9 protein-coding genes and 1 tRNA gene are annotated in these 15,180 nt (G+C 41.4%); 7 read left to right on the top strand and 3 right to left on the bottom strand.

Annotation, left to right across the window (positions count from 1 at the left end):
* Positions 1–291: 291 nt before the first annotated feature.
* Complete coding sequence (locus BV214_RS16090) at positions 292–942, top strand: 3-keto-disaccharide hydrolase (RefSeq protein WP_086478524.1); 651 nt, start codon at positions 292–294, stop codon at positions 940–942.
* A gap of 379 nt (positions 943–1,321) precedes the next feature.
* Here BV214_RS16090 and BV214_RS16085 read toward each other — a convergent pair whose 3' ends face one another.
* The 3 genes from BV214_RS16085 to BV214_RS16075 form a co-directional block, all read right to left on the bottom strand.
* The gene (locus BV214_RS16085) at positions 1,322–2,788 is read right to left on the bottom strand and encodes a glutamate synthase subunit beta (RefSeq protein ID WP_086478523.1); all 1,467 of its coding nucleotides are present in this window, start codon (positions 2,786–2,788) and stop codon (positions 1,322–1,324) included.
* Between the two features lie 7 nt (positions 2,789–2,795).
* Positions 2,796–7,298, bottom strand: coding sequence for a glutamate synthase large subunit (gltB, locus tag BV214_RS16080; RefSeq protein ID WP_217868842.1), 4,503 nt, complete (start codon positions 7,296–7,298; stop codon positions 2,796–2,798).
* Between the two features lie 384 nt (positions 7,299–7,682).
* A complete protein-coding gene (locus tag BV214_RS16075) occupies positions 7,683–8,828 on the bottom strand; it encodes an acyl-CoA dehydrogenase family protein (protein ID WP_086478521.1) in 1,146 nt (381 codons plus the stop codon).
* Between the two features lie 239 nt (positions 8,829–9,067).
* Between BV214_RS16075 and BV214_RS16070 the strand changes: the two genes are divergently transcribed.
* The 6 genes from BV214_RS16070 to BV214_RS16045 all read left to right on the top strand — a co-directional run bounded on the left by BV214_RS16070 (position 9,068) and on the right by BV214_RS16045 (position 14,038).
* The gene (locus tag BV214_RS16070; protein ID WP_086478520.1) at positions 9,068–10,294 is read left to right on the top strand and encodes a Glu/Leu/Phe/Val dehydrogenase dimerization domain-containing protein; all 1,227 of its coding nucleotides are present in this window, start codon (positions 9,068–9,070) and stop codon (positions 10,292–10,294) included.
* 262 nt (positions 10,295–10,556) lie between these two features.
* Positions 10,557–11,249, top strand: a complete 693-nt coding sequence (locus BV214_RS16065; protein ID WP_086478519.1) for a MotA/TolQ/ExbB proton channel family protein — start codon at positions 10,557–10,559, stop codon at positions 11,247–11,249.
* A 10-nt stretch (positions 11,250–11,259) separates the two neighbouring features.
* Positions 11,260–11,646: an ExbD/TolR family protein gene (locus BV214_RS16060; protein WP_086478518.1), complete on the top strand. Its 387-nt coding sequence runs from the start codon at positions 11,260–11,262 to the stop codon at positions 11,644–11,646.
* A complete protein-coding gene (locus tag BV214_RS16055; protein ID WP_086478517.1) occupies positions 11,646–12,524 on the top strand; it encodes an energy transducer TonB in 879 nt (292 codons plus the stop codon). Before BV214_RS16060 ends, BV214_RS16055 begins: the two co-directional genes overlap by 1 nt.
* Before the next feature lie 113 nt (positions 12,525–12,637).
* Positions 12,638–13,849, top strand: coding sequence for a bifunctional folylpolyglutamate synthase/dihydrofolate synthase (locus BV214_RS16050; RefSeq protein WP_086478516.1), 1,212 nt, complete (start codon positions 12,638–12,640; stop codon positions 13,847–13,849).
* 114 nt (positions 13,850–13,963) lie between these two features.
* Positions 13,964–14,038 (top strand) — tRNA-Val (locus BV214_RS16045).
* The last annotated feature ends 1,142 nt before the right edge of the window (positions 14,039–15,180 follow it).

Raw genomic sequence — 15,180 nt, 5'->3', positions numbered from 1 at the left:
TTTTTTTTTGACCTGTTTTAAGAAACAGCTAGTCCCGGAAACCGATCACTACAGATAAGGGGCCAAAATACACCAGCTGCCTCCAGGTATAACCCATGCCCTGGCCTTAATACTTCAGGGATGCCGTTCCCGCCTTTATCAACCATAACTTGCCTTATATAATTCCAGGACAGGTTTTAGAATAATAGTTTTTATTTCATTTTTATGGGGCAACCTATATTAGGGAGGTGCAAAATACTTCCTTGTTTTTTCGAATTGTTGTATATTGAATATCAATAAAATGAAGAAACCATGAAATACAAACTGCATTATGTATTACTTCTAGTAGCATCCCTAGCCTTTTTTAACACAGTAACTTCACAGGATACCCAAAAAAAGGACGGATGGATCGCCCTGTTTAATGGAAAAAATTTAGAGGGCTGGAAAGTGGGGGAGAATGCAGGTACCTTTTCTGTGGAAAATGGCGCCATTAAAGTGGCAGGGCCAAAAGCACATTTGTTTTATATGGGCGAGGTTCAAAACCATCATTTTAAAAACTTCGAATTTAAGGCCTCTGTAATGACCAGAGCTAATTCCAATTCGGGAATATATATACACACTCGTTATCAAGAAGATGGCTGGCCTATTCACGGTTACGAGGTGCAAGTGAACAATTCCCATGGCGACTGGAAACGGACGGGGAGCTTATACGATGTGCTTAATATAATGGAAACCTATGCTAAAGACGATGAATGGTATACAGAGTACATAAAAGTAGAGGGAAATCGCATTATTGTAAAAATCAATGATATAGTAGTAGTAGATTATACAGAACCCGCCATTCCTAAACGAGAAGGAGAACGTGTACATAGAACCCTTAAAGGTGGAACCTTTGCCCTACAGGGACACGATCCTAAAAGTGTGGTTTATTTTAAAGATATTATGGTGAGGCCACTCCCCTAAACTAGGCCATGTTAGCTCCTTAAAAGTATCAAATGGGTAAGTAATGCGTTCGTAAATGAAACTTCATTAGGAGTCGTAAAAATCGTTAATTTAGGGTTGCCAACCTTTGGTTACAGCTACAAGGATAGGGCTACTGGTAGCTTGTGGCTAAGAAGAAAATTATAGGTAAGACTTGTAGTTGTTGTTAAATACTTCCAGAAAATGGGATTCAATTATTTGCTGATAAGCTTTATCCATATTCCTTTATAAAAACAAAAATAGAATTGCAATATTAAAAAGATCTTGCAGCGTTGAACTCTATGTTCCTTTTGCCACTTTCTCAATTGCAATTCTATTTATTTAAATCCTTTTTATTGCCTTATCTAGACTTAATTATAACTTAGATCCTAGGTAGGTCCCCTTCTCCTTTAAGGGGTAAATTGGAGCTTCCCATAAGAAAACTATCTACATGGTGTGCTGCTTGTCTCCCTTCGGAGATGGCCCAAACAATTAAAGATTGTCCTCTTCTCTGATCCCCTGCTACAAATACACCGGGTACGTTGGTCTGGTAATCTGCTTCACTGGCTTTAATGTTGGAGCGTATGTCTGTTTTAAGCCCTAATTGGTCTGCTATGGTTGTTTCCGATCCTGTGAAACCTAGGGCTAATAATGCCAAATTGCATTTCCATTCTTTTTCGGTACCTGGAATTTCTTTTAATTGTGGGCGCCTTCCTGGTGCTGTAATCCATTCCACTTCCGAGGTTATAAGGCCGGTAAGATTTCCATTTTTGTCACCAATAAATTTTTTGGTAGAAATACTGAAAATTCTTTCTGCGCCTTCCTTATGGGAAGTACTGGTACGTAAACGCATGGGCCAAAAGGGCCATGGCTGATTTTCTGGTCGTTGCACAGTTGGTTTACCTAAAATTTCAAAATTGGTAACAGACGCAGCGCCATGCCTAACTGAGGTTCCAATACAATCCGATCCTGTATCGCCTCCTCCTATAACAATAACATCCTTTCCAGTGGCTTTAATTTCTTCCCCTAGCTCGGTAATGCCATCTACTCGTTTGTTGTTCTGTTTTAAGAAATCCATGGCCTGTACCACCCCTTTAAGGTCTGCCCCTTCAATGGGTAAGCCTCTTCTCACAGTAGCGCCACCAGTAAGCACAAGGGCGTTAAACTCCTCTTTAAGCTCGGTTGCCGAAATAGTGGTCCCAACATGTACTCCTGTTTTAAATAGGATGCCTTCTTCTTTTAAGATTGCCACCCTGCGGTCTATCACCTGTTTTTCCAATTTAAAATCTGGAATCCCATATCGCAAGAGTCCGCCAACCTTTTCGTCTCGCTCAAACACAGTCACCAAATGTCCGGCTCTGTTCAATTGCTGTGCTGCGGCCAATCCTGCGGGTCCGGAACCGATTACCGCAACTGTTTTTCCTGATCTTTTAACAGGTGGTTGGGCTACTACCCATCCTTTGGAGAATGCGGTCTCTACAATATTCTTCTCAATATTCTCAATGGAAACGGGATCCTCGTTAATCCCCAAAACACAAGCTTCCTCGCAGGGAGCGGGACATAACCTTCCAGTGAATTCTGGAAAGTTATTAGTGGCATGTAGAATTTCGGCCGCCTTTTCCCATTTTCCACGATAGACAGCATCGTTAAAATCTGGGATTAGGTTCCCCAAAGGGCATCCACTGTGACAAAAAGGAATGCCACAATCCATACATCTGGCCCCTTGGTCCTTTAATTCCTGCGCTTTCATGGGCAGGGTAAACTCTTTATAATGCGTTACTCTATCTTCTACTGGAGCGTATCCCTCCACTTTTCTATCGAATTCTAAAAATCCTGTTATCTTTCCCATAGTACGATTATATGGTTTCTAATTTTTCTTTTTCTAAACGAGCCAATGCTTGTTTGTATTCTTCCGGAAATACTTTGATGAACCTAGGTAAGCTGTCCTCCCATCTTTCCAATATCCGCTGGGCAATGGGACTAAGGGTTGCGTTGTAATGATTTTCTATTAATTCTTTAAGTTCTGCAATGTCTGTATCCTCCTCTACCTTTAAAAGATTTAAGGATTCTGAATTGCAATTCTTTTCAAAGCTATTTCTCTCATCAAAAATATAGGCGATCCCTCCGCTCATACCAGCGCCAAAATTTCTACCTACTTCGCCTAATATTACGGCTGTACCTCCAGTCATATATTCACATCCGTGATCACCAATGCCCTCTACAACAGCTTTTGCTCCGGAGTTTCTAACGCAAAAGCGTTCTCCCGCCTTTCCGTTTATATAAGCTTCTCCAGATGTGGCGCCGTATAAGGTAACGTTCCCCGTAATAACGTTTTCCTCGGGTTTTAAGGTTGATTTATAAGGAACCTTGATTATTAGTTTGGCACCGGAAAGTCCTTTTCCCAAGTAATCATTGGTGTGGCCGTTAACCACCATGGTTAATCCTTTGGTAGCAAAAGCCCCAAAACTTTGTCCCGCAGATCCGGTAAAGTTTAGTTTTAAGGTGTTGTCTGGGAGACCATCGGCTCCGTATATCTTGGAGATTTCATTGCTGATAATGGCTCCTACTGCCCTATCGGTATTGTGAATGGGGAAATCTAAAATGGTCTTCTCCTTCCTGAATAAGGCAGGGTGTGCTTTTTCCAAGATTTCAAATTCGATAGACTTCTCAACGTCGTGCTGTTGCTTCTGGGTGTTGTGGAATTTAGTTCCTAGGGGAACATCCACTTGATGTAATATAGGACTAAGATCAATCCCTGCCGCCTTGTAATGTTCCATGGCCTTTGTGCGGTCTAGCTTCTGTACCTGTCCCACCATTTCGTCTATGGTCCTAAAGCCTAATTGCGCCATAATTTCTCGTAGTTCTTGGGCAACGAAATACATATAGTTTACCACGTGTTCTGGTTTCCCCTTAAATTTTTTGCGCAAATCTGGATTTTGGGTCGCAATCCCTACAGGGCATGTGTTTAGATGACAGACACGCATCATGATACAACCAGAAGCAACTAAGGGGGCTGTTGCGAAACCAAATTCTTCCGCCCCCAATAAGCAAGCAATGGCTACGTCCCTTCCTGTTTTTAACTGGCCGTCGCATTCCAAAACCACTCTATTCCTAAGATCGTTCATGACCAAAGTCTGTTGTGCTTCTGCAATTCCCAATTCCCAAGGAAGGCCTGCATGTTTTAGAGAGGTGAGCGGTGAGGCTCCGGTGCCGCCATCATGGCCAGAAATAAGGATAACATCTGCTTTTGCCTTGGCAACACCTGCTGCTACGGTACCTACTCCAATCTCCGAAACCAGTTTTACATTAATTCGCGCTTTTCGGTTGGCCGATTTTAAATCGAAAATAAGTTGGGATAAGTCCTCAATAGAATAGATGTCATGATGGGGTGGCGGTGAAATTAAGCCCACATAGGGGGTGGAATTCCTAGTCTTAGCGATGGAAGGATTCACCTTTGGGCCTGGTAATTGTCCACCTTCTCCAGGCTTTGCCCCTTGGGCCATCTTTATCTGGATCTCTTCGGCACTGGTTAAATAATTGGAGGTTACTCCAAATCTACCCGATGCCACTTGCTTTATGGCGCTATTACTCCAATCCCCGGATTGGTTTTTGTAAAATCGTTCTGCAGATTCACCACCTTCCCCGGAATTGCTTTTTCCGCCTATTCTATTCATGGCGATCGCTAAATTCTCGTGCGCTTCCTTACTGATGGAGCCATAGGACATGGCGCCTGTCTTAAATCGCTTTACAATCTCGGTCCAAGGTTCTACTTCCTCCAAGGGGATAGGGTCGTAGTTGGAGAACTGAAATAAACCACGAATGGTCATTAAATCTTTGGTCTGTTCATTTATTAACTGCGAATACTCCTTGTACGACTTTGGTTCATTGTTGCGTACTGCCATTTGAAGTTTTGCAATAGTCAGGGGATTAAACAAATGTTTTTCCCCATTCCTTCTCCAACGGTATTGTCCGCCTATTTCCAAATCTAAATTAGCGGGTATTTCCTGCTTTCCATAGGCTCTTGTATGGCGCTTGGAAATTTCTTTTTCAATCTCATAGAGGCCTATTCCCTGTATTCTAGTAGGCGTGTGGGGGAAATATTTGTCTACCGTTTTGGTGTTTATCCCGATACACTCAAACAACTGGGATCCTCGATAGGAGTTTAAGGTGGAAATACCTATTTTATTCATCACCTTTAGGATACCCTTTCCAATAGCCTTGTTGTAGTTTTTAATGGCTTCGTCAACACTATATTCTGTAATGTCTTGCTCCTTAATTTGTTCGGCAATAATTTCATTTACCAAATACGGATTTATGGCGCTGGCGCCAAAACCAAATAATAGGGCAAAATGATGCACCTCCCTAGGTTCTGCAGATTCTATAATTAGGCTCACTTGGGAGCGTTTTTTTAATCGTTGCAGGCCACTGTTAACAAATGAACATGCTAATAGGGCGGGGATGGGAGCTTTTGTTTCACTAACATTTCTGTCTGAAAGGATAATGATATTGGTGCCTTGTTCAACGGCGGTTTCTGCTTGGTCTAAAATAGATTGCAGTGCATCTTCCAAGGCATTATGACCTTTGTCAACCTCATAAAGCATGGGAATGGATACTACCTTAAAGTGCGGGCTAGAATCGTAATTCTTTATTTTATCCAAATCCTCCTTGGAAATCACCGGATTTTGAATCTTTAGTTTTCTACAGTGGAGTTCCGAAAATTCAAATATATTTTGATCGGCCCCCAAGGTCAGACTAATGTCTGTTATTAGTTCTTCGCGGATGCCATCTAAGGGGGGATTAGTTACCTGGGCAAATAACTGTTTAAAATAGTTGTATAATAGTTGGGGTCGTTCGGAAAGTACGGCGATGGGGGTGTCCGATCCCATAGATCCTAAAGGCTCTTTGGCCGTTTTTCCCATCGGAAGAATTATGGTATTTAAGTCTTCCTGAGTATAGCCAAAAATAGATTTTCTTCGCTGTACGGAGGCCTCATTTAGAAATATGGGGCAATCATTGTAAGGAATGTCCTTTAGGTGTACCAGATTATTGGTAAGCCATTCTTTATAGGGGTTTTTAATGGCAATTTTTTCTTTAATTTCTTCATCATTAACAATTCTGCCTTCTTCCATGTTTACCAAGAACATCTTACCCGGTTCTAATCTACCGTGTAGAGCGACGTTTTCAGGGGCGATATCCACGACCCCTACTTCAGAGGACATAATGACAAAACCGTCTTTAGTAACAGAATATCTAGAGGGACGCAGGCCGTTCCTATCCAGTACGGCTCCTATATAGTTGCCATCGGTGAAAGGAATGGATGCGGGGCCGTCCCATGGTTCCATTAGGCAAGAGTGGTATTCATAAAAGGCTTTTTTAGCTTCGGACATTTCGGGGTTTTTCTCCCATGCTTCAGGGACCAATATCATCATGACCTCTGGAAGCGATCTTCCCGTCATCAACAATAGTTCTACCACCATGTCCATGGTGGCCGAATCTGATTTTCCTGGAAGTACAATTGGGAGGATGTTTTTGATCTCTTCCCCAAATAAATCGCTCTTCATGAGCTCTTCCCTAGACCGCATTCTAGAGACGTTACCTCTTAAAGTGTTTATCTCCCCATTATGGCACATATATCTAAATGGTTGTGCAAGATCCCAGGTAGGGAAGGTATTGGTTGAGAATCTCTGGTGCACCAGGGCCAATCTGGTGGTTACCCTTGGGTCCATTAAGTCCTTATAGTAAAGACTGATGTCCTCTGGCATTAATAGCCCTTTAAAGATGATAATTTTGGTGGAAAGGCTGGGAACGTAGAAAAAATTGCTTTCGGAAAGTTTAGATTCCTCAATGGTGTGTTCCGTGACCTTCCTTGCGATAAACAGCTTTAAATTAAAATTGAAATCATCTTGCTCTTCGTCTCGTTTGCCAATAAAGAGTTGCTTGATGAAAGGGGCTGTTTGCGCGGCAATTCTGCCTGGAATGGATGGGTTTATAGGAACATCTCTCCATCCTAATAATTGCAGTCCTTGCTTTTCAATATTTTCCTCAAAGGTCTTAATACAATAATTCCTTTGGTTTTCCTTTTGTGGTAGAAAAATGTTGCCCACTGCATAATGCCCAGGTTCTGGTAAATCAAAATCACATTCTTCTTTAAAGAAGTTATGTGGTATGTCTACCAAGATTCCGGCACCATCCCCAGTTTTACCATCAGAGCTCACCGCACCGCGATGTTCCAATTTTTCTAAAATTTCCAATGCCTTATGGATAATGTCGTTCGACTTCTCACCTTTTAGGCTACATATAAATCCAGCTCCACAGTTGTCATGCTCAAACTCCGGAAGATATAATCCTTGTTTCTTCATCCTTATTCTTTGAAGTATTCACTCAAAAATAAGCAAAACACAGCATTTAATGTAATGAAAGATCTATTTTACAATAAAAAATGCAGGATTTTTAATGAAACGTTGCTGAAAATGCACATCTGTATATTTGAAGGCTAAATTCTATGATTGTCATAATTAACTCATATCTGCACAGGCTAATTGGATAATTGAGGAAGTATTTCCAGTTAGTTGGAAAGAAATAGTATAGGACGCAGGCTAGTCGCCAACACGCTATGCTAGGTGTTTAGCAGAAGGGAGTAGATAGGTAATAAGGACCGTGGACAGGTTTATATTATACCCTGAAACCACGGTTTGCTCAGAATCGCCTTAAGGGAAATAGGTTATTCCTAGAGGGTGATTACCTTATAAGTCTCTTAAAATACTTCTGGAGATAACTATTTTTTGAATTTCCGAGGTGCCTTCATAGATCTGGGTAATCTTAGCGTCGCGCATCATCCGTTCCACATGATAGTCCTTTACAAATCCGTTGCCTCCATGTATCTGAACTGCTTCAACCGTGGTTTTCATGGCTACTTCCGAGGCATAAAGTTTCGCCATGGCCCCGGAAATGTCATAGTTGTTTCCTTGATCTTTGTCCCAAGCGGCCTTATACACCATATGCCTTGCGGCTTGTATTTCTGTGTGCATATCGGCTAGTTTAAAAGCAATGGCTTGGTGGTTCCCTATTTCGGTTCCAAAAGCTTTTCTTTCTTTGGCATATTTTAAGGAGAGCTCATAAGCTCCTGCTGCAATTCCCAGCGCTTGTGCAGCAATTCCTATTCTTCCGCCAGCCAAGGTTTTCATGGCAAATTTAAAGCCAAATCCATCCTCGCCAATTCTATTTTCCTTGGGTACTTTAACATCGTTAAAGATGAGGGAGTGGGTGTCGCTACCGCGTATGCCTAATTTATTCTCCTTGGGGCCAATAACAAATCCTGGCATCCCCTTTTCCACAATTATGGCATTGATCCCCTTATGTCCTTTTTCTAAATCTGTTTGTGCAATTACAATATAAATATCGGCCGTGCTACCATTGGTAATCCAGTTTTTTGTACCGTTTAAAAGATAATGGTCTCCTTTATCCAAAGCGGTGGTTTTTTGGGAAGTGGCGTCACTGCCCGCTTCAGGTTCGGAAAGACAGAAGGCGCCAATGCATTTACCACTCGCCAGTCTGCTTAGATATTTTTCTTTCTGCATGTCACTACCGTACGTTTCCAATCCCGAACAGACCAGAGAATTATTGACCGAAACCACAACGGACGATGAGGCGTCTACCTTGGAGAGCTCTTCCATAACCAACACGTAGGAGATGGTATCCATGCCGCTGCCGCCATAGGCAGGGTCTACCATCATGCCAAGAAACCCTAGTTCCCCCATTTTTTTCACTTGTTCTGATGGAAACTCTTGGGCATCGTCCCTCTCTATTACTCCAGGAAGTAATTCGGTTTGGGCAAAATCCCTTGCTGCTTGTTGAATCATTAATTGTTCTTCCGATAGTGTGAAATCCATTATTGAAAATTTAAGAGGTTGTAACAAATATAATGGTATCCAATGAAATAAATAGGATGAATAAAAAGTTTAAAAACTGATCTATATTTCTATATTTGTTAGTTAGGGTTCCTATAAAGGAATAATCCTTAGCTTATTAAGGGGTGTTACTAATAATCGTCACTAAAACTTAAGGTATTGCATATATCAAGGTTGTAGCGATTTCCCCAATCTATACACATAAAAGGAAGGTTAAGCAAATGAAGGAATTACTTAAAAAGTTTGAGGAGAAGCCTCCCGAGATAGTTTTTAACTGGAAAGATGCAGAGACCAATGCAGAAGGATGGGCGGTGATTAATTCCCTGCGTGGTGGTGCGGCCGGTGGAGGTACCAGAATGCGGGAAGGGTTAGACCTAAACGAGGTGTTGTCTTTGGCAAAGACAATGGAAGTTAAGTTCACGGTTTCGGGCCCTCCTATTGGGGGCGCAAAATCCGGAATTAATTTTGATCCTAAGGACCCTAGAAAAAATGAGGTGCTGCAACGCTGGTATAAAGCAGTTGCCCCCTTGTTAAAAAGCTATTATGGTACCGGAGGAGATTTAAATGTAGATGAGATACAGGAGGTGATTCCCATTACGGAAGAAGCCGGGGTTTGGCATCCACAGGAAGGTGTTTTTAATGGACATTTTAAACCAACGGAGGCCGATAAGATCAATAGGATAGGACAATTGAGGTTGGGTGTAGTAAAGGTGTTGGAAAATGCAGAGTTTTCACCCGATCCCTCCAGAAAGTATACCGTAGCAGATCTCATTACCGGATTTGGAGTTGCAGAGGCTGTTAAGCATTACTACGAATTGCAAAATGGTTCGGTAGTAGGGAAAAGAGCCATAGTACAGGGATTTGGGAACGTAGGTTCTGCTGCAGCTTTTTATTTGACCAAAATGGGCGCAAAGGTAGTGGGTATTTTGGATAGGACAGGGGGAGTGATAAAGGAGGAGGGTTTTACCCTGGAAGAAATGACCACTATGTACCTAAATAAAGACGGGAATACCCTTAATGCGGAAAATATGATTCCTTTTGAGGAAATGAACCAAAGGTTTTGGAGTCTGCCTGCAGAAGTATTTATGCCCTGTGCTGCTTCCCGATTGGTAACAAAAGATCAAATCTCTACCATGATCAATACCGGATTAGAAGTTATTAGCTGTGGGGCCAATGTACCTTTTGCGGATAAAGAGATCTTTTTTGGACCTACCATGCAATTTACGGACCAGCAGATAAGTTTAATTCCAGACTTTGTTTCCAATTGTGGAATGGCCCGTGTTTTCGCCTATTTTATGGAAGGAAGGGTGCCTTTGGATGATAAATTGATTTTTGAGGATACCTCAAAAACCATTAGAAAGGCACTTCTAAATATATTCAAAGCAAATAATACCAAAATCAATCTTAGTAAAACAGGATTTGAAATTGCATTAAAACAATTAATTTAGCCAAATCAAAATCGATCTTGGGAACGATTATTGAAGTTCTGTTATTTGTAAGATATTTGCAATGAACTTTCTCCTTAATTGGTCTTAAGTTTTTGCGCTGTACATGGGTATAAAAAATTGGCAGGTCTTGTTCACTTGCCCTTTTAACTACGCCCATACGGCCTTTTTATGGAAGTTGACCATAGGGAGGAAATTTTGCGAAGAACAGATAATTTAAAACCCAAAAAAACGTTATTAAGGCAACACGTATAAAAGAGAATTTATGATATTGTTACAAGACCTTGCCCAAGAGGCAGGAATAGAGGAATTAGTGTCGGAAGAGAAGACCCTATCAGCAATCGATTTAATAGTTAGTGGGGGTACGGGGAGTATCCTGATTATTTCTGTGCTCTTTGCCATGCTCTTTGTGGCGCTATATATTTATTTTGAACGAATTTTTGCCATTAAGGCGGCGTCTCAGATAGATAGTAATTTCATGAACCAAATACGGGATCATGTTACTAATGGCAAGTTGGAAGCAGCAAAACTATTGTGTGCGCAGACCGACTCCCCTGTGGCCAGGTTAACGGAAAAAGGAATTTCCAGAATCGGAAAACCTTTAGATGATATCAATACGGCCATTGAAAATGCAGGTACCCTAGAGGTTTATAAACTGGAAAAGAACGTAAGTGTTTTGGCTACGGTAGCCGGGGCTGCACCTATGATTGGTTTCTTGGGAACTGTAATTGGAATGATCTTGGCCTTTCACGAAATGGCCTCCAGTGGGGGACAGGCAGAAATGGGCTCATTGGCTGCGGGTATCTATACCGCTATGACTACTACGGTAGCCGGCTTAATAGTTGGGATTATTGCCTATATTGGATATAATCACTTGGTGAACAGAACCGATAAGGTAGTCCATAAAATGGAAGCCAATGCCGTAGAGTTCTTGGATTTATTGAACGAACCCCTGTAGGCTAGAATATATGAAACTAAAAGGAAGAAATAAGGTTAGTCCAGATTTTAGCATGTCGTCCATGACGGACATCGTATTCTTATTGCTCATTTTCTTTATGTTGACAGCAAATTCTCCAAATGCGTTGGATTTATTGCTGCCTAAAGCAAAAGGGAAGTCTACTAATACCCAGAATGTATCGGTGAGTATCAATAAGAACCTTGAGTATTTTGTGGACAACCAAAAAATTAACGGGAAATACATAGAAATTGAACTAAAAAAAGCACTGGAGGGAAAGGAGAAACCTACGATTATTCTACGAGCAGAAGAAAGCGTGGCCATTAAAGAGGCCGTAAATGTGATGGATATTGCCAATAGAAATAATTACAAGGTTATTTTGGCAGTGCGCCCCAATTAATGGCATTATTCAATACAAAACATAAAAAGAAATCCTTTACGCTTACAACCTTGTTGCTTAGCGTGCTCCTGCTTTTACTTTTTTATATTGGACTTACCTATATGGATCCCCCATTGGAAAGTGGTATTACCATTAATTTTGGTACCATGGAATATGGAAGCGGAAAGGTTCAGCCCAAGGAAAAAATAAAATCCCAACCGGTTACTAAACCCGAGGTGATAGAGGAAAAAGTGCAAGAGCAGGTTCCTCAAGAACAGGTGGCAGAGGAGAAACCCATAGAAAAAGTCCTTACCCAAGAGGATGAGGAGTCTATTTTAATTAAACAGCAACAAGAAGCAGCACGCAAGGCTAAAGAGGCTGCTAAGAAAGCCCAGGCGGAAGCAGATAGGATTGCGCGTGAGAAGAAGGAAGCGGAAGAGAAGATTAAACGCGAGCAAGAAGCGAAAAGGAATAAATTAGATCAACTTATCGGGGGCATTAATAAATCTGACGGTGTCGCCACTGGAAGCGAAGGTGATGACAATCAGACTGGGGATAAGGGGAGTCCGGAAGGTGACCCTTATGCTACAAGTTATTACGGTAGTCCTGGCGCTGGTACTGGAAGCGGGGGATATGGGCTTAAGGGCAGGTCGTTAGTTAATCAAGGGAAAGTGCCGCAAGAATGTAATGAGGAAGGTAGGGTAGTAGTTAGGATAGTAGTGAATAGGAATGGAGACGTGGTAGAAGCCACCCCGGGAGTAAAAGGTACTACCAATAATCATCCCTGTCTGTTGGCTCCAGCTAAACAAACCGCTTTAATGCATAAATGGAATCTAGATGCCAATGCCCCGTCACAGCAAACCGGTTTTGTAGTTGTTAACTTCAAATTGGGGGAGTAATTTTCATGGAAATTAGTGGGTCTTTTAAATGGCCTATCAACAAGTATAGAACTAAAGTGCTCTCCATTTTTTTAACAGTATATCATTATTTTTAATTCAACCTGCAATACGCAATGACTTATCAGGAAACCTTGGCGTGGATGTTTGTCCAGCTGCCCATGTACCAGCAGAAAGGAGCGTCTGCCTTTAATGCTAAACTAGATAACATACGTAGTTTTACGGAGTTTCTGGGCAATCCGGAAAGGAAATTTAAAAGTATCCATGTTGGAGGGACCAACGGAAAAGGGTCTAGTAGCCATATGTTATCCTCTATTTTGCAAGAGGCTGGTTATAAGACAGGGCTGTACACCTCCCCACATTTAAAAGATTTTCGTGAGCGGATAAAGGTAGATGGTAAGCTAGTGCCAGAGGAGTATGTAGTTAACTTCATTAAAAAAAACAAAGTGTTTTTGGAGGCTCATAAATTGTCCTTTTTTGAAATGACAGTGGGTATGGCGTTTCAATACTTTCAATCGGAGGAGGTAGATATTGCTATTATAGAAGTGGGCATGGGGGGGAGGTTAGACTCTACCAATATTATTATCCCGGAGGTTTCCTTGATTACTAATATAGGATATGACCATGTAGAGGTGTTGGGAGATACCATTCAAAAGATTGCCTATGAAAAAGCAGGTATTATAAAGCCGGGCGTCCCTGTGGTAATCAGCGAGCTTCAAGAGGAGACGGCAGTGGTTTTTTCTGAGGTAGCTCAGGATATGGGTTCTAAGATAGTTTTTGCGAGTGAAGTAGTACCTAGCACCTATAAAACTTCTTTGCTGGGGGGGTATCAGTCCAAAAATGTAAAAGGGGTGGTGGCTGCCATTAAAGAATTAAAAGGGTTTTCTATAACAGAATCAAATATAGTTAATGGGCTAGATAAAGTGTCTGTGAATACTGGTTTGATGGGTAAATGGCACGTATTGGGGGAGAACCCCTTAGTAGTGTGTGATACTGCCCATAATACAGAGGGGCTCACTATTGTCTTGGATCAGATAAAAAAACAGAAAGCAGACAAGCTGCATATGGTGCTCGGATTTGTTAAGGAAAAGGATTTGGAGCAAATATTTCCTCTTTTTCCGAAAAATGCACAGTATTATTTTTGTAGACCAAATATTCCAAGGGGGTTAGCTGTGGCAGCTTTAAAAGAGCGGGCAGTGGCTTGTGGTTTAAAGGGTGAAGCGTATGCATCTGTTGCTGAGGCGTTTGAATCTGCAAAAAAATCAGCTGATAAGGCCGACTTCATTTTTGTAGGAGGGAGTACTTTTGTGGTTGCAGAAATAGTTTGATATTTTTTTTGGTTTTCTTTTGCAGAAGTAAAAAACTGTCTTATATTTGCACCTGCTTACAGCAAGGGGCGCGCCCCGAGAAGCTAAAAGCAAATTTTTTGAAATGAAATAGTGGGGCTCTTAGCTCAGTTGGTTCAGAGCACCTGCCTTACAAGCAGGGGGTCACTGGTTCGAATCCAGTAGGGCCCACAGTAGTAAAAACAAGGCTTCCAAGTAATTGGGAGCCTTTTTTTGTCTTCAGTCAATTGCTGCCGTTAATCCCAATTTCAGAGGATCAGGAGATCTAGCCTAAATTCTGGGTGTTTGAATATCTAAGTAGATAATTGAGTTAATCTAAAACAGATGAAATCTGTATGTTAGTGCCAATGTGTTGGGTGCGAGTCATAGAGTAGACTACCATTGATTATTTCTTTTTGAAAAAAACATTCCATATAATAAATAGAGGATAACTCCACCAGTGAAAATTAGATTCAATTCCAATATAATATGTGTAATCTGTGACATAGTTGTGAATTTAAAAATTCAAATTTCTGTTTTATAAAGTGGGAATGCGTTATATCTCTATTGTATATTGTTATATAATTTTAGGATAACCATTCACTGTGTCAGGTTAATACCACCTAACCCCCTCTTTTTATGTTGCTTACCCTAAAGGTAACACGAGAATCCTCTTAATAAAGCCCTAAATGTGTGGATGGTAAGGAATTGTTTATAATCGGCTTTTAGTTATCGGCAATCTATGCTAATATTTTAAGGATCATGACTAATTGTTGTGTTTAGGTAAAATATTAATGTTGATTTGAGCAGGACTTCTTTTTCTTATGCCAGTTATACTATACCTTTCCCCTCAACCAAATTCCCTTTCATTTTACTCAAGAATTGTTATTTGTTTTCTAATGGATTTCGTGAATCTATGATTTCTTTGCTTGTCCAGGGCCGAGAGACAAAGGTACAGTGTACCTTTGGAAAGAGGAGCCAGCCGTAGCCAAGGCCAACGCACCAACTGGCCCCTCTCGGCAAATGCAAATCGTTGCATTTTCCGATCGGTCCTAGATTAGATCTAAAAACCGGTTTAAAAACTCCGCGATTTTTAAAAAAATAAAAAGCTGAATCTCGGAGCTTTGCCAGCGCTCCAACTGGCCCCTCGCTATAAATGCAAATCGTTGCATTTACTTCTCGGTCCTCTGCGGATAAGGAAGGGCTCACAAGTGGCATCTACCAAAAGTTTTCGGCCTACTTTCTCCTTTGGTAGCAAATCAAGAGTTTTCTACATTGGCTTAAGGAAGGTTTACCTGCCGTTAGGAAGGCGTCCGGCAGCCCATGTTCACCTA

The sequence above is a fragment of the Arenibacter amylolyticus genome, from assembly GCF_002150785.1.
GTDB classification, from domain to species: domain Bacteria; phylum Bacteroidota; class Bacteroidia; order Flavobacteriales; family Flavobacteriaceae; genus Arenibacter; species Arenibacter amylolyticus.
The sequence above is the reverse complement of the archived record's forward strand: the minus strand, read 5'-3'. Positions and strand labels throughout refer to the sequence as shown.

Coding starts and splice junctions, on each gene's coding strand:
- BV214_RS16090 (WP_086478524.1), top strand. CDS start 292: ATGAAATACAAACTGCATTATGTATTACTTCTAGTAGCATCCCTAGCC.
- BV214_RS16085 (WP_086478523.1), bottom strand. CDS start 2,788: ATGGGAAAGATAACAGGATTTTTAGAATTCGATAGAAAAGTGGAGGGA.
- gltB (WP_217868842.1), bottom strand. CDS start 7,298: ATGAAGAAACAAGGATTATATCTTCCGGAGTTTGAGCATGACAACTGT.
- BV214_RS16075 (WP_086478521.1), bottom strand. CDS start 8,828: ATGGATTTCACACTATCGGAAGAACAATTAATGATTCAACAAGCAGCA.
- BV214_RS16070 (WP_086478520.1), top strand. CDS start 9,068: ATGAAGGAATTACTTAAAAAGTTTGAGGAGAAGCCTCCCGAGATAGTT.
- BV214_RS16065 (WP_086478519.1), top strand. CDS start 10,557: ATGATATTGTTACAAGACCTTGCCCAAGAGGCAGGAATAGAGGAATTA.
- BV214_RS16060 (WP_086478518.1), top strand. CDS start 11,260: ATGAAACTAAAAGGAAGAAATAAGGTTAGTCCAGATTTTAGCATGTCG.
- BV214_RS16055 (WP_086478517.1), top strand. CDS start 11,646: ATGGCATTATTCAATACAAAACATAAAAAGAAATCCTTTACGCTTACA.
- BV214_RS16050 (WP_086478516.1), top strand. CDS start 12,638: ATGACTTATCAGGAAACCTTGGCGTGGATGTTTGTCCAGCTGCCCATG.